Annotated in this window: 13 protein-coding genes and 1 riboswitch; of the genes, 8 read left to right on the top strand and 5 right to left on the bottom strand. The window is 69.2% G+C overall.

What is annotated here, in order from left to right; translation table 11 throughout:
- Nucleotides 1–5 precede the first annotated feature (5 nt).
- Nucleotides 6–443 (top strand): SsgA family sporulation/cell division regulator, encoded by a 438-nt coding sequence (locus tag OG975_RS23650; protein WP_067376783.1) that lies wholly within the window; start codon nucleotides 6–8, stop codon nucleotides 441–443.
- Between the two features lie 63 nt (nucleotides 444–506).
- On the opposite strand, the gene OG975_RS23645 is transcribed toward OG975_RS23650, so the two are convergent.
- The gene (locus OG975_RS23645) at nucleotides 507–2,000 is read right to left on the bottom strand and encodes a YibE/F family protein (RefSeq protein ID WP_406331346.1); all 1,494 of its coding nucleotides are present in this window, start codon (nucleotides 1,998–2,000) and stop codon (nucleotides 507–509) included.
- Between the two features lie 71 nt (nucleotides 2,001–2,071).
- A riboswitch (TPP riboswitch) is annotated at nucleotides 2,072–2,228 on the top strand.
- Here OG975_RS23645 and thiC point away from each other — a divergent pair.
- The 3 genes from thiC to OG975_RS23630 all read left to right on the top strand — a co-directional run bounded on the left by thiC (nucleotide 2,221) and on the right by OG975_RS23630 (nucleotide 6,854).
- Entirely contained in the window at nucleotides 2,221–4,050 is a 1,830-nt protein-coding gene (thiC, locus tag OG975_RS23640) for a phosphomethylpyrimidine synthase ThiC (protein ID WP_406331345.1), read from the top strand. It overlaps the preceding riboswitch by 8 nt.
- A 135-nt stretch (nucleotides 4,051–4,185) precedes the next feature.
- Nucleotides 4,186–5,316 carry a hypothetical protein gene (locus tag OG975_RS23635; protein WP_406331344.1) on the top strand — a complete coding sequence of 377 codons (1,131 nt, stop codon included), beginning with the start codon at nucleotides 4,186–4,188 and terminating at the stop codon, nucleotides 5,314–5,316.
- Nucleotides 5,317–5,423: 107 nt separating this feature from the next.
- Nucleotides 5,424–6,854 carry a VWA domain-containing protein gene (locus OG975_RS23630; RefSeq protein WP_406331343.1) on the top strand — a complete coding sequence of 477 codons (1,431 nt, stop codon included), beginning with the start codon at nucleotides 5,424–5,426 and terminating at the stop codon, nucleotides 6,852–6,854.
- A gap of 139 nt (nucleotides 6,855–6,993) precedes the next feature.
- On the opposite strand, the gene OG975_RS23625 is transcribed toward OG975_RS23630, so the two are convergent.
- From OG975_RS23625 to OG975_RS23615, 3 genes are all read right to left on the bottom strand, one after another.
- Entirely contained in the window at nucleotides 6,994–7,857 is an 864-nt protein-coding gene (locus OG975_RS23625) for a hypothetical protein (protein ID WP_406331342.1), read from the bottom strand.
- A 181-nt stretch (nucleotides 7,858–8,038) separates the two neighbouring features.
- Complete coding sequence (locus OG975_RS23620) at nucleotides 8,039–9,202, bottom strand: metallophosphoesterase (RefSeq protein WP_406331341.1); 1,164 nt, start codon at nucleotides 9,200–9,202, stop codon at nucleotides 8,039–8,041.
- Between the two features lie 202 nt (nucleotides 9,203–9,404).
- On the bottom strand, nucleotides 9,405–10,517 hold the full coding sequence (locus OG975_RS23615; RefSeq protein WP_330305769.1) for a LacI family DNA-binding transcriptional regulator: 1,113 nt from the start codon (nucleotides 10,515–10,517) through the stop codon (nucleotides 9,405–9,407).
- A gap of 499 nt (nucleotides 10,518–11,016) precedes the next feature.
- Between OG975_RS23615 and hisC the strand changes: the two genes are divergently transcribed.
- Complete coding sequence (gene hisC / locus OG975_RS23610; protein WP_406331339.1) at nucleotides 11,017–12,096, top strand: histidinol-phosphate transaminase; 1,080 nt, start codon at nucleotides 11,017–11,019, stop codon at nucleotides 12,094–12,096.
- A gap of 99 nt (nucleotides 12,097–12,195) precedes the next feature.
- Here hisC and OG975_RS23605 read toward each other — a convergent pair whose 3' ends face one another.
- Nucleotides 12,196–12,570, bottom strand: a complete 375-nt coding sequence (locus OG975_RS23605; RefSeq protein ID WP_406331338.1) for a cyclophilin-like fold protein — start codon at nucleotides 12,568–12,570, stop codon at nucleotides 12,196–12,198.
- A gap of 249 nt (nucleotides 12,571–12,819) precedes the next feature.
- On the opposite strand from OG975_RS23605, the gene OG975_RS23600 reads away from it, so the two are divergent.
- From OG975_RS23600 to cydD, 3 genes are all read left to right on the top strand, one after another.
- Entirely contained in the window at nucleotides 12,820–14,328 is a 1,509-nt protein-coding gene (locus tag OG975_RS23600; protein ID WP_406331336.1) for a cytochrome ubiquinol oxidase subunit I, read from the top strand.
- A gap of 20 nt (nucleotides 14,329–14,348) precedes the next feature.
- Complete coding sequence (cydB, locus tag OG975_RS23595) at nucleotides 14,349–15,356, top strand: cytochrome d ubiquinol oxidase subunit II (protein ID WP_406331335.1); 1,008 nt, start codon at nucleotides 14,349–14,351, stop codon at nucleotides 15,354–15,356.
- A 74-nt stretch (nucleotides 15,357–15,430) separates the two neighbouring features.
- Entirely contained in the window at nucleotides 15,431–18,985 is a 3,555-nt protein-coding gene (gene cydD / locus OG975_RS23590; protein WP_406331334.1) for a thiol reductant ABC exporter subunit CydD, read from the top strand.
- Nucleotides 18,986–19,031 lie beyond the last annotated feature (46 nt).

Genomic DNA, 19,031 nt, shown 5'->3' with positions numbered 1-19,031 from the left:
AGGCGATGCGCGAGTCGGTACAGGCAGAGGTCATGATGAGCTTCCTCGTGTCGGAGGAGCTGTCCTTCCGCATTCCGGTGGAGCTGCGATACGAGACCTGTGATCCGTACGCCGTGCGGCTGACCTTCCATTTGCCCGGCGACGCGCCGGTGACCTGGGCGTTCGGGCGGGAGTTGCTGATCGACGGCGTGGGCCGGCCGTGCGGTGACGGCGATGTGCACATCGCGCCCGCCGACCCGGAGGCGTTCGGCGAGGTGCTGATCCGGCTTCAGGTGGGCGGCGACCACGCGCTGTTCCGGTCAGGGGCGGCGCCACTCGTGGCGTTCCTCGACCGTACGGACAAGCTGGTGCCGCTGGGGCAGGAGCGTTCCCTCGCCGACTTCGACGCGCACCTCGACGAGGCGCTGGACCGCATCCTGGCGGAGGAGCAGAGCGCGGGCTGAGGCACCGCCGCACACCCAAGTGGAGTAACGCTTCCTCTCAAGTCACACCGGCATCAGGAGACTTCAGCGCTTGCGGCGGCGGCCCTTCCCGCCGCGTGCCGGCGTCCTGGACCCGGAGGGCTCCACAGCGCCGGCCGCGGTCTCCGGGCGGTCCGCGGAGACCACCAGGGCGGCCAGCGCGGTGGTCACCGGCACCGAGGCGACCAGACCGATCGAGCCGACCAGGGTGCGCACGATCTCCTCGGCGACCAGTTCGCTGTTGGCGACCGTGCCCACGCTGCTCTGGGCGATCGAGAAGAGCAGCAGCAGCGGCAGAGCGGCGCCCGCGTACGCCAGGACGAGGGTGTTGACGACCGACGCGATGTGGTCGCGGCCGATACGGATGCCCGCGCGGTACAGGCCGCGCCAGCCCATCGTGGGGTTCGCCTCGTGCAGCTCCCAGACCGCGGACGTCTGGGTCACCGTCACATCGTCGAGCACACCGAGCGAACCGATGATGACGCCCGCGAGCAGCAGACCGCTCATGTCGATGGACGGGTACAGGCCGTGGATCAGGCCGGTGTTGTCGTCGGTGTTGCCGGTCAGTGCCGCCCAGCCGATGAATTCGGAGCCGAGCACACCGATCAGCAGCAGCGAGAGCAGCGTGCCGATCACCGCCACCGATGTACGGGCGGAGAGGCCGTGGCACATGTAGAGCGCGATCAGCATGATGGCGCTGGCTCCGACGACCGCCACGACCAGCGGATTCGAGCCCTGCAAGATCGCGGGCAGGATGAAGAACGTCAGGATCAGGAAGCTGACGGCCAGCGCGACCAGCGCCATGATGCCGCGCATCCGGCCCACCACGACGACAACCAGTGCGAAGATCCCGGCGAGCAGAGCCATGGGGAGCTTCCGGTTCACATCGGTGACCGAGTACTGCAGATCCTTGGGCGCGGAGGGCTCGTACGCGACCACGACCTTCTCGCCCTCGTGCAACTGCCGCGACTGGTCGGGCTGGACGATCTCGGTGAACGTACGGCCCTTGTCCTTGCCGGTGTCGACCCGGATCGTCGCCTTCTTGCAGTCGCCCGTCGCCTGCTGCTGCGCGGAGGAGCCCTCGGCGGTGGAGGTGTCGCCTGTCGGGGTCTCCCCCGAGGCGTTCACGGACTTGCAGTCCACCTTGTCGATCTTGGTGACCGTCGCCTGCTGGGTCTGCCGGTCGAAGCCGACGCCGGTGCGCTCGTGAGAGGGAGCGCCGCCCGGCCACAACACCACAAGACCCACGACGACCGCCGCCGTGAAGGGGATCAGCACCGCGGCGATGACCTTGCGCAGATGCTTGGACACGGGGGTGGCGGGGCCGTGGCTGTGACTGTGCGAGTGGCCGTGCCCGCCGCCGGGACTGTGGCCGTGCCCATTGCCTGGTCCGTGACCGTCACCGGGTCCGGGGCCATGGCCGCCACCGTCCGGACCATGCCCGCGGCCGTCACCGGAGCCGTGTCCATGGCCGTCACCGGAACCGGGTCCGCGCGGCGGCTCGGACGGTGGGAACGGGGACTGCTGTGTCGTGGTCACCGACCGATCATCGCAAGAACGGAGGGGGCCCTCTGTTCACCGCGCCAGATATGACGCTAGCGTGGAGGCACCTTTGCACACGCGGGAGCTCGGAGCACCGGGCTGAGAGGGCGCTGACCTTCGTCTTAGCGATGTTTCACATGAAACATCGGCGGACGGAAGCCGCTGCGTCGACCGCCGAACCTGTTACCGGGTAATGCCGGCGTAGGGAGTAGGTCTCATGACCAACAAGGACGTACGCACGCCTGCCTCCAGCCAGACGGACGGGGCGCTTGCTCCGGCCGAGAACGGTGGGGTGTCCGCCCCGGCCGAGAACGGCGAGGCCGGGAAGTCCATCGGCTGGCACAAGGGGTACGTCGGGGGTTCACGCCCCGATCTACGGGTGCCGGTCCGCCAGGTGCACCTCACCAACGGGCAGTCCGTCACGCTGTACGACACCTCCGGCCCGTACACCGATCCGACCATCGACACCGATGTACGCAGGGGTCTGGCGCCGCTGCGCGAGAACTGGATCATCGCCCGCGGTGACACCGAGGAGTACGCGGGCCGCCCGGTCCGTCCTGAGGACGACGGGATCAAGCACACCTCACCGCGCGGGGGCCTGCGCAACCTCGACGCGGTCTTCCCAGGGCGGCCGCGTCAGCCGCGCAGGGGCCGCGCCGGAGAGGCGGTCACGCAGCTCGCGTACGCCCGGCGCGGAGAGATCACGCCCGAGATGGAGTTCGTGGCGGTCCGCGAGAACGTCGACCCCGAGGTCGTACGCGAGGAGATCGCCGCCGGCCGCGCGGTGCTGCCCGCGAACGTGAACCACCCGGAGATCGAGCCGATGATCATCGGCAAGCGGTTCCTGGTGAAGGTCAACGCCAACATCGGCAACTCGGCCGTCACGTCCTCCATCGAGGAGGAGGTCGAGAAGATGACCTGGGCGACCCGCTGGGGCGCCGACACGGTCATGGACCTGTCCACCGGCCGCAACATTCACACCACCCGCGAGTGGGTGCTGCGCAACTCCCCCGTCCCCATCGGCACCGTGCCGCTCTACCAGGCGTTGGAGAAGGTGGACGGCCGCGCCGAGGAGCTGACCTGGGAGATCTACAAGGACACGGTCATCGAGCAGGCCGAGCAGGGCGTGGACTACATGACGGTCCACGCGGGGGTACGCCTGCCGTACGTGCCGCTCACCGCGAACCGCAAGACCGGCATCGTCTCGCGCGGCGGCTCGATCATGGCGGCCTGGTGCCTGGCGCACCACAAGGAGTCGTTCCTGTACGAGAACTTCGAGGAGCTCTGCGAGATCCTCGCGGCGTACGACGTCACGTACTCGCTCGGCGACGGGCTGCGGCCCGGGTCGATCGCGGACGCCAACGACGCAGCGCAGTTCGCGGAGTTGAGGACACTCGGGGAACTCAACACGATCGCCAAGCGTTTCAACGTACAGACCATGATCGAGGGCCCGGGACATGTCCCGATGCACAAGATCAAGGAGAACATCGACCTTCAGCAGGAGATCTGTGATGAAGCTCCGTTCTATACGCTCGGCCCGCTGACGACGGACGTCGCGCCGGCGTACGACCACATCACCTCCGGCATCGGTGCCGCGATGATCGCCTGGTGGGGCACGGCCATGCTCTGCTATGTCACGCCCAAGGAGCACTTGGGCCTGCCCAACCGTGACGACGTCAAGACCGGCGTCATCACCTACAAGATCGCCGCCCACGCAGCCGACCTCGCCAAGGGGCACCCAGGTGCGCAGGAATGGGACGACGCGCTGTCCGACGCCCGCTTCGAGTTCCGGTGGGAGGACCAGTTCAACCTGGCCCTCGACCCGGACACGGCACGGGAGTTCCACGACGAGACACTGCCGGCCGAGCCCGCCAAGACGGCTCACTTCTGCTCCATGTGCGGGCCGAAGTTCTGCTCGATGAAGATCTCGCAGGACATCCGGCGGGAACACGGCGGTTCGCAGGTGGAGATCGAAGAGGGCATGGCGCAGAAGTCCAAGGAGTTCGCGGCCGCGGGCAACCGGGTCTACCTGCCCATGGCCGACTGAGCCGGACACATGTGCTGACTCCTTGACCCGGGCTGACTCCTTCACCCGGGCCCCGGTCACCACGACCGGGGCCTGCCCGGGCTGTGGGACGTCCTGCGGCCACGTCGTAACGGAAGAGACAAGATCGCGCATGGCGTGATCAACATCCCTACGCTGCCCGACATGGGCGGGATCGATGTGGCCAATGGAGTCGTCGGGGCTGTGCTGGGGATGCTGTTCGCAGTGCTGTTCCAACAGCCGCTGCAGGACAGCTGGTACAGGCTGCGCACTCGCTCCACGAGAGCGGTGCGCAGCCTGAGGCAGCGGGAGGAGTCCGCTCCCGCGTGGAGAACCTTCTCCCTGGGGCCTCTTCAGACCACCGCCCTGATCGTGGAAGGCGATGGCGAGTCGTCCATACCCGCCGAAGCCGTCTACATCCAGGTGCTCGACGAGGAGATCGAGCTGCCTTCGGACATGGTCGGCTGGCGGGCCGAGGTCGAGGCGGAGAGCGAGGGTTTGCGGGCAGAGGGCCGGACACCGTTGTGGAACGGTCCTCGATACGCGGTCGAATCGTTCGACGTCTCCCGCACCGCTCTCGACGAGCAGCCCGAAGTCCACCTGCGGCTGCGCCCGACGGATTACTACACCTTTCTGGCGGCTCAGCAACTCGACCGCCGGCTGGCCGACGGAACAAGCCCGCGTTCCCGCTATCTCGACCCGGACAATCCGCTGCCGGCGCCCGGGTTTCTGCAGTGCAGCTTCGCTGTGAACATCGCCGTGGTGACAGGCGACGACATGCTGGTCGTCAGCCGGCGCAGTGACCGGGTCCGTATGGCGCCGGGTGTCTGGAACTCCTCCGTCAACGAGGGCATGTCCCGGCACATCGACTCCTCCGGCAGGAGCGCTCCCGACCTGTACGCGGTCGCCCGGCGCGGCATGCGGGAGGAATTGTCCATAGAACCTCACGAGTACTCACTGGAGCTGCTCGCCTTTGTACTGGACATCGACAAGCGCCACTGGAGCGCCCACTTCTACGCCAGGCTGAAGGACCTGACGCGCGAAGGTCTGCAGACGCGTATGAGCAGAGGGGTCGCGGATCGCTGGGAGCATCAGACCATCGACTATGTGCCCTTCCGCCCCGCGCCAGTGGTCAAGTACATGCTGCGTGCCGACCGCATTCACCGGTGGGCCCCCCTCGCGCCGGCGCTCTTCCACCTCGCATTGGTGCACGTCTTCAGCCGCACACCGGTCGAAAGAGCGGCGGCGCAGATTGTTCGACGTATGTAGACGCATGTAGACGCAGTGCGTGGGGTGCGTGGGATTTGGAGCTGTTCGATGCGTGTGGGTGTGGATCGAACGGCTCCGGTGCCGGGTTCTCTCGGCAGACTGGGCGCATGACATCGACAGCCATGAGTAAGGGCGCCAATCTTCCCGTCGTCGCCGGGGTCGTGCAGGCGGTGCTCGGCTGGAGAGGAGGGGCCGGTGCGCCGGATGCGGATGCCTCGGCGCTGCTGCTCGGCGCGGACGGACGGGTGCGGGGCGACGGGGACTTCGTCTTCTACAACCAGCCGCGGCATGCCTCCGGCGCCGTACGCCATCTCGGGAAGCAGCGGGATGCCGACGGCACGACGGACACGGTCGAGGTGGACCTGCGCGCCCTGGAGCCGGGCATCGAGCGGGTCGTGCTGTGCGCCTCGGCCGACGGTGGCACGTTCGGTGAGCTGACCGGACTGACGCTCACGCTGCTCGACGCCGGGACGCGGCAGGAGGTCGCGCGCTTTGAGATGGAGGCCACGACGGAGACGGCGTTCATCGGGGGTGAGCTGTATCTGCGGGGCGGTCAGTGGAAGTTCCGTGCGGTCGGACAGGGCTATGCGTCCGGACTCGCGGGGCTGGCCACCGACTTCGGGATCAGCGTGGACGAGGAGGCCGGCGCGGCCGGGGGCTCGGAGCCCAGCACCGCAGGGTTCCCGGCGCCTGCCCCGGTTGCCGTTCCGCCTGTGACGCAGCCCGCCCCGGCGGTTCCAGCCGTACCCCCTACCCCTACCCCTACCCCTCGCCTCGTCAAGGGCGAGGAGCAGTTGCCCGTTGACATGCGCAAGCGGCTCTCGCTGCGCAAGGAGCAGGTCGCGGTCAGCCTGGAGAAGCACGGTGCAGCGGGGGTGACGGCCCGCGTCGTCCTGGTCCTGGATGCCTCCGGGTCGATGTCCTTCCTGTACTCGAAGGGCGTCGTGGCCGACGTGGTGGAGCGGATGGCGGCGGTGGCCGCGCAGCTGGACGACGACGGGGTGATGCAGGCGTGGACGTTCGCGTCCCATCCGGCGCGGCTGCCGGATCTCGGTCTGGGGGAGCTGCCCGAGTGGCTGGAGCTCCATGTCCGGGTCGGTGAGCTGAGTCTGTTCCGACGGAGCAAGAAGCCGCGGAAAGGCCTGCGGCCGGGGCAGGTGGACATGCGCGCGGTCGGGATCCAGAACGAGGAGCAGAAGGTGATCGCCGAGGTCCGGACGTATGTGCGCGAGCACCCGGCCACCGATCCCACGCTGGTGCTGTTCTTCTCCGACGGCGGCGTCTACCGCAACAAGGAGATCGAGAAGGAGCTGCTGGAAGCGGTCGATGAGCCGGTCTTCTGGCAGTTCGTGGGCCTGGGACGGTCCAACTACGGCGTGCTGGAACGGTTCGACACGCTGCCGGGCCGACGCGTCGACAACGTGGGGTTCTTCGCCGTCGACGACATCAGCGACGTACCGGATCCGGAGCTGTACGACCGGCTGCTGTCCGAGTTCCCGGCCTGGATGACCGCGGCCCGGCAGCTGGGCATCATCTGACGGCGCCCTGCCGGACAGCGCACGGCGGACACGGCCCACCGGTTCGGGCCCGCGCCCCATCGGCACGGGCCCCGGTTTCCTCCCCACACCCGGCCGTAGCCCGGACATGAGCCGCCCGGTCGGCCCGGGCGCCCGGGTGTCACTCCGGCTGGTGCTCCGGCCCTCCGAAGTCCGGGCTCGTGAAGTCAGGGCTGGTGAAGCTCGGGCGCGGGCCGGCCGCGGGTCCGCCGTCGGGGCTGCTGAACCCCGGCCGGTCGTAGCCGAGGTGCGGGATGCGGCTGGGAGCCGGTGCCGGACGGCCCAGCGCCGCGGAGCCCGGGTCGGCGAGGGCCTCCCGGAGGAACGGCAGGATGCCGCGCTCCAGCAGGGCATCGCGCCAGGCTTCCCTGGCCCGGGCCACCTGTTCGCTCAGCTCGCCGCGCGCTCCGGCCTGGAGCGAGGACGAGCTGTTGCGCAGTGCGGTCAGCAGCAGTCCGACCGCGGCGACCAGAATCGCGGCCGCCGTGACCGCGCCGAAGACCCACCCGGTGGTCAGGAGGGTCTTGGCGAACGTCTGTTCGGGATCGAGCATATTCAGCAGGTACCCCACGAGCAGGAAGATCGCCGCAGCCGTCCCGGCGAGGACCGGGGCAAGCACCGCGACGACTGCGATGGCACCGGCTCCGGCGGTCTCGGACACCTCCCCCACCGTGGCGGCGAGCCCCATCGCGGTCGCGCCCGGCTCCGCTGAGCCGGCTTCCTCGCTCATGACCGGGGCGGACGGCGCCGGCTGGCGCAGTTCCTCGCGGACCTTCACGTAGTGCTGGTATTCGGTCGCCGCGGCCGCCGTGATGAGAGCGGTGGCGTTGAGCGCCATGGTGCGCAGCTGTTCGGGGTTGAGCCGCTGGCCGACAGCGGCGAGTTCCGGGCGGTGTGGTGCGGAGCGCAGCGCCTCATCGAGGATCCGCTCGTACTCTTGGCGGTCCTCGCTCAGCAGGTGCTGCGGAACGCTGTTCATGTGCATCCCCCGATGCTCCGTAGGGCTGGTGGCTCGCACGCTGACGAGCCGTCGGGCAGAAACGGAGGGGAGCCTGCTACGGATAAGCCGATGGTAGAGCGGTGACGGCACGCCGTGACAGGGGGTTTCCAGAAATTGCCCCCTGGCCAGCGCAGTCCTCCGTGGGGGACGCCTGCCCGAGGAACGCTCAGCTATCCAGGGGAAGTTGCCGGACCAGCAGCTTTCCGGCCATGGTCACTCCGCCGTCCATCGCGATGGCCAGTCCGTCGGCGTAAAGATGCGGTCCCTCGACCACCGGGCCCGCGCTGTCCTCGCCCTCCTCCGAACCGACCTCGCCCAGGAGGTACGGAATGGGGCTGTGACCATGGACGATGCGGGTGCCGCCGTACGCGCCGAGCAGCTCCCGAACGGCCTCGGCGCCCCCGTCGTCCCGGAACGCGAAGCGCTTGGTGAACTTGCGGAAGAGGTCCCAGCACTCGTCCGCGTCGTTGCGGGTGAGGGTTTCGCGGACGGTGTCGTTGACCGCTTCGATGGAGTCGCCGTAGTCGAGATAGGCGGTGGTGTCGGAGTGCACCAGGAGGTGCCCGTCGACCTGCTCCATGGCATCGAGCCGGGCCATCCACTGCAAGTGGTGGTCCTGGAGACGGTCCATGTCGGTCTTCTGGCCGCCGTTGAGCAGCCAGGCGGCCTGGAAGGTGGCGGTGCCCGCGCCGGAGTTGACGGGGGTGTCGCCGAACCGCTTGGCGCCGAGCAGCAGCAGCTCGTGGTTGCCCATGAGGGCCTTGCAGTAGCCGCCGGCCGCGGCCGCCTCGGCGGACAGCCGCATCACGAGGTCGATCACGCCGATGCCGTCCGGGCCGCGGTCGGTGAAGTCGCCGAGGAACCACAGGCGCGCGGTCCCGGCGGACCAGTTGCCCGCGGCGTCGATGAGGCCCTGCTCCTGGAGCGCGGCGACCAGCTGGTCGAGATAGCCGTGCACATCGCCGACGACGTACAGCGGACCCGGCCCGTCGCCGGGCGCCGGGGCGGCCACGGCGTCGGGGTCAACAGCGACCTGAAGCGTGTCACCCCGGTTGATGACGGGCAGATCGCGCCGCGTGGGTGTGTACTCCGCCGAGTACTCCGCGGACGGGTACTCGGCAGGCGGGTAATCCGCGGACGAGTGGGCCGCGCCCGAGTACTCGGCGGACTCCTCGGCGGGTCTGGCGCCCTCGCCGGGAGGCGTGCTCTGCGCGTACGGACCGGTCTCGGGGACGTACGGACCGGTCTCGTGGACGTACGCGGGCACCCGGAAGTCGCGCAACGTCGCCGTCCGCACCACCTCGGGTCCCTGACCGGCCCCCTGAGTCATCGACCCCTCCACCACCATCGCGCCGCATCTGCACCGGATCGGACTGCCTGGTCGCAGCGGCCCGCGGTGTCGTCCGCCCATCATAGGAATGCGGATCGCGCCATGTGATGACCCAGGGGTGGTGAATCGGAGGAGGAGCCCAGTTCACCGCGGTTTTCGCCCGAATTGGGCGGGGCTTTCCCCGCCCTTTCGGCGTCGGGCGTCAACCCTTCTCGGGTGATCGGGGCGCACTGACTGTCGTACGGGGCGGACGGCGTTCGGAGGACGTCCGCACGATCAGCTCCGTCGGTATCACCTGCTCGACCGGTTGGTCCGATTCGACCCCCTCGATGGCGTCGATCAGGAGCTGGACCACGGCCGTGCCGATCCGGCGCGGTTTGAGGGAGAGCGTCGTGATGGGCGGCTCGGTGTTGGCGTAGACGGTCGACTCGCTGCAGCAGACCAGCAGCAGATCGTCCGGTACGCGCAGACCGTAGCGCCGGGCCGCGGCCAGCAGGTCGGTGCCGTTCGGGTCGAAGAGACCGTAGACGGCGTCGGGGCGGTCGGGCCGGGCGAGGAGTCGGTCGGCGGCGACGGCCCCCGCGCACGGATCGTGCGCCGGATAGGCCTCGTACACCGGATCCTGGCCCACGCGCTCGCACCAGCGCAGATATGCGGTGGTGGAGAGATGGGTGTACGTGTCCGTGGTGGTGCCGGTGAGGAGGCCGATCCGGCGGGCGCCGGCGTCGGCCAGATGGTCGAGGATGCCCAGGACCGCGGCCTCGTGGTCGTTGTCCACCCATGCGGTGACCGGGAGTGAGCCCGCTGGGCGGCCGTCGGAGACGACCGGTAAGCCCTGCCGGACCAACTCGCTGACCACCGGGTCCTGGTCGGACGGGTCGATGACCACGGTTCCGTCCAGGGCCACGTTCGACCACACGTCGTGGCGCGAGGTCGCGGGGAGGATGACCAGGGCGTAGCCCCGGGCGAGCGCGGCCGAGGTGGCGGCTCTGGCCATCTCCGCGAAGTACGCGAACTCCGTGAAGGTGAAAGGTTCATCCCCGTATGTCGTCACGGTCAGGCCGATGAGGCCCGACTTGCCGGTACGGAGGGTTCGGGCCGCGGCCGACGGGCGATAGCCCAGCCGGTCGGCGACCTCGCGGACGTGGCGTCGGGTGGCGTCCGGGAGCCGGCCCTTGCCGTTGAGGGCATCGGACACAGTCGTGATGGAGACCCCTGCGGCCGCAGCCACGTCTCTGATACCCGCCCGGCCCGGTCGACCGCCTCGGCGGGAGGTCTCCGCCCGGCTCACCTGGTGCTTCCCTGCTGCTGTCATGGCGAGCCGATAGTAGGGCTCATGCGGTGGGGTAGTGCGGACGCATATGCACTCGTTGACAGGCACGTTTCTGCATGGTCGAAGTGGGTCAACTTCCTTAGAAACAAAGGCAGTTGAACGATACAATGGCAGTACGTGACTTGTCGGCACGCATGAGCCTGCCAAGTGGGCCATGTTTCGAAGAGGTCTCAACTCACCTTCACGAGGGATGCGCGCCACGGCGTGAGCCACCGGCGCGCGCGCCTCCGGGTGGCGCGCCCCCCCATTTCGTACGCCTTCGTACAAGGATGACCGCCGAGCCGTACGAGGATCATCACCGGAACGTACGAGGATCACCGTCGGACAGTCACGAGGATGATCACCGAGCCGCGCCCGGTAGCCGGCCGGTGGCCGTTCGGTCGTTCACAGCCATTCGCAGCGGCGCCGAATCCTCATAAGGTGAGAAGCATTGGTAGCCGGTGGTGGTCATGAGCCGCTGGTCGTCACGAGGAGGACTGCGGTGAGCGAGACGAGCCCCAAGCTGCGTGCCGAGCTGGAGGGTATCCCCACCTACAAGCCCGGCAAGCCCGCCGCGGCGGGCGGTCCGGTGGCGTACAAGTTGTCCTCCAACGAGAACCCGTATCCGCCGCTGCCCGGCGTGATCGAGAGCGTCACCGCCGCGACGGGGTCCTTCAACCGCTACCCGGACATGGCGTGCACCGGGCTGATGAACGAATTGTCGGACCGTTTCGGCGTCCCTCTCTCTCACCTGGCTACCGGCACCGGCTCGGTCGGGGTCGCGCAGCAGCTGCTGCAGGCCACGAGCGGCCCCGGTGACGAGGTCATCTACGCCTGGCGGTCCTTCGAGGCCTACCCGATCATCACGCAGATCAGCGGGGCGACCTCGGTGAGGGTGCCGCTGACTCCGGGTGAGGTGCACGACCTGGACGCGATGGCGGACGCGATCACCGACCGGACCCGGCTGATCTTCGTCTGCAACCCCAACAACCCGACCGGCACGGTGGTGCGCCGGGCCGAGCTGGAACGGTTCCTCGACCGGGTGCCCAGTGATGTGCTGGTCGTACTGGACGAGGCATACCGCGAGTTCATCCGTGACGTCGAGGTGCCGGACGGCGTCGCGATCTACCGTGACCGGCCGAACGTCTGCGTACTGCGCACGTTCTCCAAAGCGTACGGACTCGCCGGTCTCCGGGTCGGCTTCGCGATCGCCCATGAGCCTGTCGCCGCGGCGCTGCGCAAGACGGCGGTGCCCTTCGGCGTGAGCCAGCTGGCCCAGGACGCTGCCGTGGCGAGCCTGCGCGCCGAGGACGAACTGCTCGGCAGGGTCGGCTCGCTGGTGTGCGAGCGCCAGCGCGTGCTCGAGGCACTGCGCGGTCAGGGCTGGACGGTGCCCGAGACGCAGGCCAACTTCGTCTGGCTGCGACTGGGGGAGCGCACCCTCGACTTCGCCGCCCACTGCGAGCAGGCCGGGGTCGTCGTACGCCCCTTCGCCGGCGAGGGAGTCCGGGTGACTATCGGCGAGAACGAGGCGAACGACATCTTCCTGAAGGCGACGGAGGGGTTCCGCAAGGAGCTCTGATCACCTAGGGGTGTGGGGAGTTGTGGCCCTAGGGAGCGCTGGTCCCCCACCCCGTCCTACGTTTCGGGGGGTGTCGGAGTTCCGCTGGGGCCCGGGCCCCTAGGGCTCTACGAGTTCTACGCGTACGGGGTCGCCGTCGCGCACGGTCGTGAGGGCGCGGGGGTCGCCGTCGAGGCGGCCGAGGACGTTGCACGGGCTCGCGAGGCGGCACTCGTCGCCTCGCGAGATCGGTGTGGGCCCGTAGGGGAGGGCGAGGGCGTCGCCGTCGGTCCAGAAGGCCACCGTGCCGGGCTCGACGACCTGTTGGGCGCCGTCCTCGAGGGCGGCGGAGACGCCGGTGTCGAAGTAGACCTCCTCGCCCCAGGTGTGGGCGGTGGAGGCGAGCGGCAGTGCCTGGGCGAGGGCCAGGGCGGTCGGGGTGTCGTCGAGGGTCGCGGTGAGGTGCCCCGCGGGCCAGGAGACCCGTATCTGCATGAGGCGGATTCAACAAGATGTTGAAGTGCTTGGGAACCCCTCGCGCGCCATGGGTCCACCGGTCCATCCCTTCTGGGGCCCAATGGGCCGCCTTAAGGACCCCCCACCCCTCACGCGTCGAACGGCCATGCGTCATAATTGCTTGTGAATGTGAACGCGTTCACAAGCGTGTCCCGGTTGCTCCCATGATGTATGTGACAAAGGGGGCAAACTGCCGCTGTACCGCGGCGATGTAAGGAGACTGACGACGTGGAATTGGCTTTGGCGCCGGAGACTCTGGCGCGATGGCAGTTCGGTATCACCACCGTCTACCACTTCCTCTTCGTCCCCCTGACGATCTCGCTCGCCGCGCTCACCGCCGGCCTGCAGACGGCGTGGGTGCGCACGGAGAATCAGAAGTACCTCAGGGCCACGAAGTTCTGGGGCAAGCTCTTCCTGATCAACATCGCGATGGGTGTCGTCACCGGCATCGTGCAGGAGTTCCAGTTCGGCATGAACTGGTCCGACTACTCGCGCTTCGTCGGTGACATCTTCGGTGCCCCGCTCGCCTTCGAGGCCCTGATCGCCTTCTTCTTCGAGTCCACCTTCATCGGGCTGTGGATCTTCGGCTGGGACAAGCTGCCCAAGAAGATCCACCTCGCCTGCATCTGGATGGTCTCGATCGGCACGATCCTGTCGGCGTACTTCATCCTCGCGGCCAACTCCTGGATGCAGCACCCTGTCGGCTACAAGATCAACAAGGCGAAGGGGCGTGCCGAACTCACCGACTTCTGGCATGTGCTGACCCAGAACACCGCGCTCGCCCAGTTCTTCCACACGATCTCGGCGTCCTTCCTGACCGGCGGAGCCTTCATCGTCGGCATCGCCGCCTTCCACCTGCTCCGCAAGAAGCACGTCTCCGTGATGAAGACCTCGCTGCGCCTCGGCCTGGTCACCGTCGCCATCGCCGGACTGCTCACCGCGATCAGCGGTGACACCCTCGGCAAGGTCATGTTCAAGCAGCAGCCGATGAAGATGGCCGCCGCCGAGGCGCTGTGGGACGGTCAGAACTCCGCGCCGTTCTCGATCTTCGCGTACGGGGATGTCAGCAAGGGGCACAACACCGTCGAGCTGTCCATCCCGGGGATACTGTCGTTCCTCGCCGACGACGACTTCAGCTCGTACGTCCCCGGCATCAACGACACCAACAAGGCCGAGCAGGCGAAGTACGGCCCCGGCGACTATCGCCCCATCATCCCCGTCACCTTCTGGGCGTTCCGCTGGATGATCGGCTTCGGCATGGCGTCCTTCGCGATCGGCCTGGCCGGGCTCTGGCTGACCCGCAAGAAGTTCATGCTGCCGCAGCACCTGAGGGTGGGCGAGGACGAGGTGCCGCATCTCGTCCTCTTCAAGAACAAGGCCCTCGGCCCGACGCTCACCAAGTGGTACTGGCGCATCGCGATCCTGACCCTGGGCTTCCCGCTGATCGCCAACTCCTGGGGCTGGATCTTCACCGAGATGGGCCGTCAGCCGTGGGTCGTCTACGGCGTCCTGCAGACCCGGCAAGCGGTCTCCCCCGGTGTCTCCCAGGGGGAGGTGCTCACCTCGATGATCGTCTTCACGACGCTCTACGCGGTCCTCGCCGTCGTCGAGGTCAAGCTGCTCGTGAAGTACGTCAAGGCCGGACCCCCCGAGCTCACCGAGGCCGACCTCAACCCGCCCACCAGGATCGGCGGCGACTCCCAAGACGCCGACAAGCCGATGGCCTTCTCCTACTAGGCCCAGGGAGCGCTCAAGTCATGGAACTTCACGACGTCTGGTTCGTACTCATCGCGGTCCTCTGGATCGGCTACTTCTTCCTGGAGGGCTTCGACTTCGGAGTCGGCATCCTCACCAAGCTGCTGGCCCGTGACCGCGCCGAGAAGCGGGTGCTGATCAACACGATCGGTCCCGTCTGGGACGGCAACGAGGTGTGGCTGCTCACGGCGGGCGGTGCGACCTTCGCCGCCTTCCCCGAGTGGTACGCCACGCTCTTCTCCGGCTTCTATCTGCCGCTGCTGATCATCCTGGTCTCTCTGATCGTGCGCGGTGTCGCCTTCGAGTACCGGGCGAAGCGGCCCGAGGAGAACTGGCAGCGCAACTGGGAGACCGCGATCTTCTGGACCTCGCTGATCCCGGCGTTCCTGTGGGGCGTGGCCTTCGGCAACATCGTGCGCGGAGTGAAGATCGACCAGAACTTCGAGTACGTGGGCAACCTCTGGGACCTGCTCAACCCGTACGCGCTCCTCGGCGGCCTGGTCACGCTGACGCTGTTCACCTTCCACGGGACGGTGTTCGTCGGGCTCAAGACCGTCGGGGACATCCGGGAGCGGGCGCGGAAGCTGGCGCTGCAACTCGGGCTGGCGACAGCCGTGTTGGCGCTGATCTTCCTGCTCTGGACCCAGGTCGAGAACGGCGACGGCACGTCGCTGGTCGCGCTGGTCGTGGCCGTGGCCGCGCTTGTCGCCGCCCTTGTGGCGGTCAACGGCGGCCGTGAGGGCTGGGCGTTCATGCTGTCGGGGCTCACCATCGTGGCGGCCGTCGCGATGCTCTTCCTGACGCTCTTCCCGAACGTCATGCCGTCCTCGCTCAATGAGGACTGGAGCCTGACGGTCACCAACGCGTCGTCGAGCCCGTACACCCTGAAGATCATGACCTGGTGCGCGGGCATCGCCACGCCGATCGTCCTGCTCTACCAGTCGTGGACGTACTGGGTGTTCCGCAAGCGGATCGGTACGCAGCACATCGCGGCCGATGTCGCTCACTGAGGTCTGCTGAATCGACGGGCATGTTTCACGTGAAACGGTCGTTTCACGTGAAACATGCCCGATGAGTCAAGGGTGTGTTTCACGTGAAACCGATCGATCCGCGTCTGCTGCGGTACGCCCGCGCCACTCGCCTCTTTCTCGCGGCGGTCGTTGGGCTGGGGATCGCCGGGGCGGCGCTGGTCATCGCCCAGGCGATGCTCATTGCCGAGGTGGTGGTCGGTGCCTTCCAGCACGGCCTCTCGGCCGGTGAACTCCGCACACCGCTGATGCTGTTGGCGCTGGTCGCGATCGGGCGGGCGGTCGTCTCCTGGCTCACCGAGCTCGCCGCGCACCGGGCGAGCGCGGCGGTCAAGTCGGAGCTGCGGGGGCGGCTGCTGGAGCGGGCCGCGCTCCTCGGCCCCGGATGGCTGAGCGGGCAGCGGACCGGATCGCTGGTCGCGCTGGCTACGCGGGGAGTTGACGCGCTCGACGACTACTTCTCGCGCTATCTGCCGCAGTTGGGGCTCGCGGTGGTGGTTCCGGTGGCCGTGCTCGCCCGGATCGTCACCGAGGACTGGGTGTCGGCGGCGATCATCGTCGGCACGCTGCCGCTGATCCCGCTCTTCATGGTTCTGATCGGCTGGGCCACGCGGGCCCAGATGGACCGTCAGTGGCGGTTGTTGTCACGCCTTTCGGGGCACTTCCTGGACGTCGTCGCGGGGCTGCCCACGCTCAAGGTGTTCGGCCGGGCCAAGGCGCAGGCCGAGTCGATCCGGAAGATCACCGGCGAGTACCGGCAGGCGACCATGCGGACGCTGCGGATCGCCTTCCTGTCGTCCTTCGCGCTGGAGCTGCTCGCCACGATCTCGGTCGCGCTGGTCGCGGTGACCATCGGGATGCGGCTCGTGCACGGCGAGATGGACCTGTACGTGGGGCTCGTCATCCTCGTCCTCGCGCCCGAGGCGTATCTGCCGCTGCGGCAGGTGGGGGCGCAGTACCACGCCGCGGCCGAAGGGCTGGCGGCGGCCGAGGAGATCTTCTCGGTGCTGGAGACACCGGTTCCGGCGTCCGGCTCGCTGCGCGCGCCGGCGGGGGAGATCGGCTTCGAGGGCGTCACCGTGCGGTACCCGGGGCGTTCCGGGGACGCGGTCTCGGACGTCTCGTTCACGGTCGACCCCGGTGAGACGGTGGCTCTTGTCGGGCCGAGCGGCGTGGGCAAGTCGACACTGCTGAACGTCCTGCTGGGGTTTGTGGCGCCCACCGAGGGCCGGGTGCGGGTCGGGGGAGTCGATCCTGCCGAGGCCGACCGGGTGGAGTGGCGCTCGCGGATCGCCTGGGTGCCGCAGCGGCCTCATCTGTACGCCGGGTCCATCGCCGAGAACGTACGGCTGGCACGGCCCGACGCCGACGACGCGGCGCTGCGCCGGGCGCTCGCCGACGCGGGTGCGGCCGGCTTCGTCGACGCGCTGCCCGACGGGGTCGACACGGTCCTCGGTGAGGACGGAGCCGGGCTGTCGGCCGGCCAGCGCCAGCGCCTCGCCCTGGCCCGGGCGTTCCTCGCGGACCGGCCCGTGCTGCTCCTCGACGAGCCGACCGCCTCGCTGGACGGGGCGACGGAGGCGGAGGTCGTGGACGCGGTGCGGCGGCTCGCTGTGGGGCGGACGGTGCTGCTGGTCGTGCACCGGCCGGCGTTGCTGGGGGTGGCGGACCGGGTGGTGCGGCTGGAGCCACAGGCGTCTGCCGACGTGTCGGGTTCGGCGGAGTCGGTGGTGACCGTCGAAGTGCCCGGCTCCGCGGACTCCGGCCGTGCGCAGTCGCAGCGACCGGTCGAGCCGGAAAGCGTGCCCGCCGCGGACGGCGGAGAGCCCCATGCGGCCCCTCGGGCGCGTGGGGGCGTGCTTGCTCGCGTCCGGGCCATGGCCGCTCCCCGGCGCGGGCCGCTCACGCTGGCTCTGCTGCTCGGAAGTCTCGCGCTCGGGAGTGCCGTCGGTCTGATGGCCACCTCCGGGTGGCTCATCTCGCGGGCGTCCCAGCAGCCGCCGGTGCTGTATCTGATGGTGGCCGTGACGGCCACGCGGGCGTTCGGGATCGGGCGGGCCGTGTTCCGGTACTCGGAGCGGCTCGTGTCGCACGACGCGGTGCTGAAGATGCTGGCCGACACCCGGGTCGCCGTGTACCGGCGCCTCGAACGCCTCGCGCCCGCCGGGCTGCGGACGGCCCGGCGCGGAGATCTGCTGTCGCGGCTCGTCGCCGACGTGGACGCGATGCAGGACTACTGGCTGCGGTGGCTGCTGCCCGCCGGAGCCGCGGTCGTCGTGTCCGCCGCCTCCGTCGGCTTCACCGCCTGGCTGCTGCCCGAGGCCGGTGCCGCCCTCGCCGTCGGACTGCTGGCGGCCGGGGTCGGTGTCCCGCTCGTGACCGGTGCCGTGGCGCGCCGAGCCGAACGGCGACTGGCTCCCGCGCGCGGCGTCCTGGCGACCCGGGTGACCGATCTGCTCACGGGAACAGCCGAGTTGACCGTCGCGGGCGCGCTGCCCGCCCGTACCGCTGAGGCGCGGCGGGCCGACACCGTGCTCACCCGCATCGCCTCCCGGGCCGCCACCGCGACCGCGCTCGGCGACGGGCTCACCGCACTCGCGTCCGGACTGACCGTCGCGGCCACCGCCCTCGTGGGCGCCCAGGCGGTCGCCGCCGGGCGTCTGGGCGGCGTGGCGATGGCCGTCGTCGTCCTCACCCCGCTGGCCGCGTTCGAGGCCGTCCTGGGGCTGCCGCTCGCCGTCCAGTACCGGCAGCGGGTGCACAAGAGCGCGGAGCGTGTGTACGAGGTGCTGGACGCGCCCGATCCCGTACGCGAGCCGGAACGTCCGCAGCAGGCGCCCGCGTCGCCGTTCCCGCTGCGTGTACAGGGGCTGCGGGCCCGTCACAGCGGACAGGACCGGGACGCGCTCGCCGGGCTCGACCTGACCCTCGAACAGGGCCGCAGGATCGCCGTCGTCGGCCCCTCCGGGTCGGGGAAGACCACGCTCGCGCAGGTATTGCTGCGGTTCCTGGACCCGGACGCGGGGACGTACACGGTGGGCGGCGTGGACGCGTACGGCATGGACGGGGACGCCGTACGCCGCACGGTCGGGCTGTGTGCCCAGGACGCGCACCTCTTCGACAGCACCGTGCGCGAGAACCTGCTGCTGGCCCGGAAGGACGCGACGGAGGCCGAACTGCGCGACGCGCTCGCGCGGGCCCGGCTCCTCGACTGGGCCGACGGGCTGCCCGACGGGCTCGACACGCTGATCGGTGAGCACGGGGCACGGCTGTCGGGCGGCCAGCGGCAGCGGCTCGCGCTGGCCCGTGCGCTGCTCGCCGACTTCCCCGTCCTCGTCCTCGACGAGCCCGCGGAACACCTCGACCTGCCGACGGCCGACGCGCTCACCGCGGATCTGCTGGCCGCGACCGAGGGCCGTACGACGCTGCTGATCACGCACCGGCTGGCCGGGCTCGACACGGTGGACGAGGTGATCGTGCTCGCGGAGGGGCGGGTGGTCCAGCGGGGTCCGTACGCGGAGCTGGCGGCCGGTGAGGGGCCGCTGCGGGAGATGGTGGAGCGGGAAGCGGCGGGGGATCTGCTGGTCGGGGCCGTGGGGCAATACAGCTAGGTCCTGGCGTCGGGGGCGGGCGGGAATGTGACGGCAGGGCCCAGGA

The sequence above is a fragment of the Streptomyces sp. NBC_00203 genome, from assembly GCF_045206325.1.
Lineage (GTDB): Bacteria > Actinomycetota > Actinomycetes > Streptomycetales > Streptomycetaceae > Streptomyces > Streptomyces lutosisoli.
This window is presented reverse-complemented; position numbering and strand designations above follow the sequence as displayed.

Coding starts and splice junctions, on each gene's coding strand:
- OG975_RS23650 (WP_067376783.1), top strand. CDS start 6: ATGCGCGAGTCGGTACAGGCAGAGGTCATGATGAGCTTCCTCGTGTCG.
- thiC (WP_406331345.1), top strand. CDS start 2,221: ATGACCAACAAGGACGTACGCACGCCTGCCTCCAGCCAGACGGACGGG.
- OG975_RS23630 (WP_406331343.1), top strand. CDS start 5,424: ATGACATCGACAGCCATGAGTAAGGGCGCCAATCTTCCCGTCGTCGCC.
- OG975_RS23625 (WP_406331342.1), bottom strand. CDS start 7,857: ATGCACATGAACAGCGTTCCGCAGCACCTGCTGAGCGAGGACCGCCAA.
- OG975_RS23620 (WP_406331341.1), bottom strand. CDS start 9,202: ATGACTCAGGGGGCCGGTCAGGGACCCGAGGTGGTGCGGACGGCGACG.
- OG975_RS23615 (WP_330305769.1), bottom strand. CDS start 10,517: ATGACAGCAGCAGGGAAGCACCAGGTGAGCCGGGCGGAGACCTCCCGC.
- OG975_RS23605 (WP_406331338.1), bottom strand. CDS start 12,570: ATGCAGATACGGGTCTCCTGGCCCGCGGGGCACCTCACCGCGACCCTC.
- cydB (WP_406331335.1), top strand. CDS start 14,349: ATGGAACTTCACGACGTCTGGTTCGTACTCATCGCGGTCCTCTGGATC.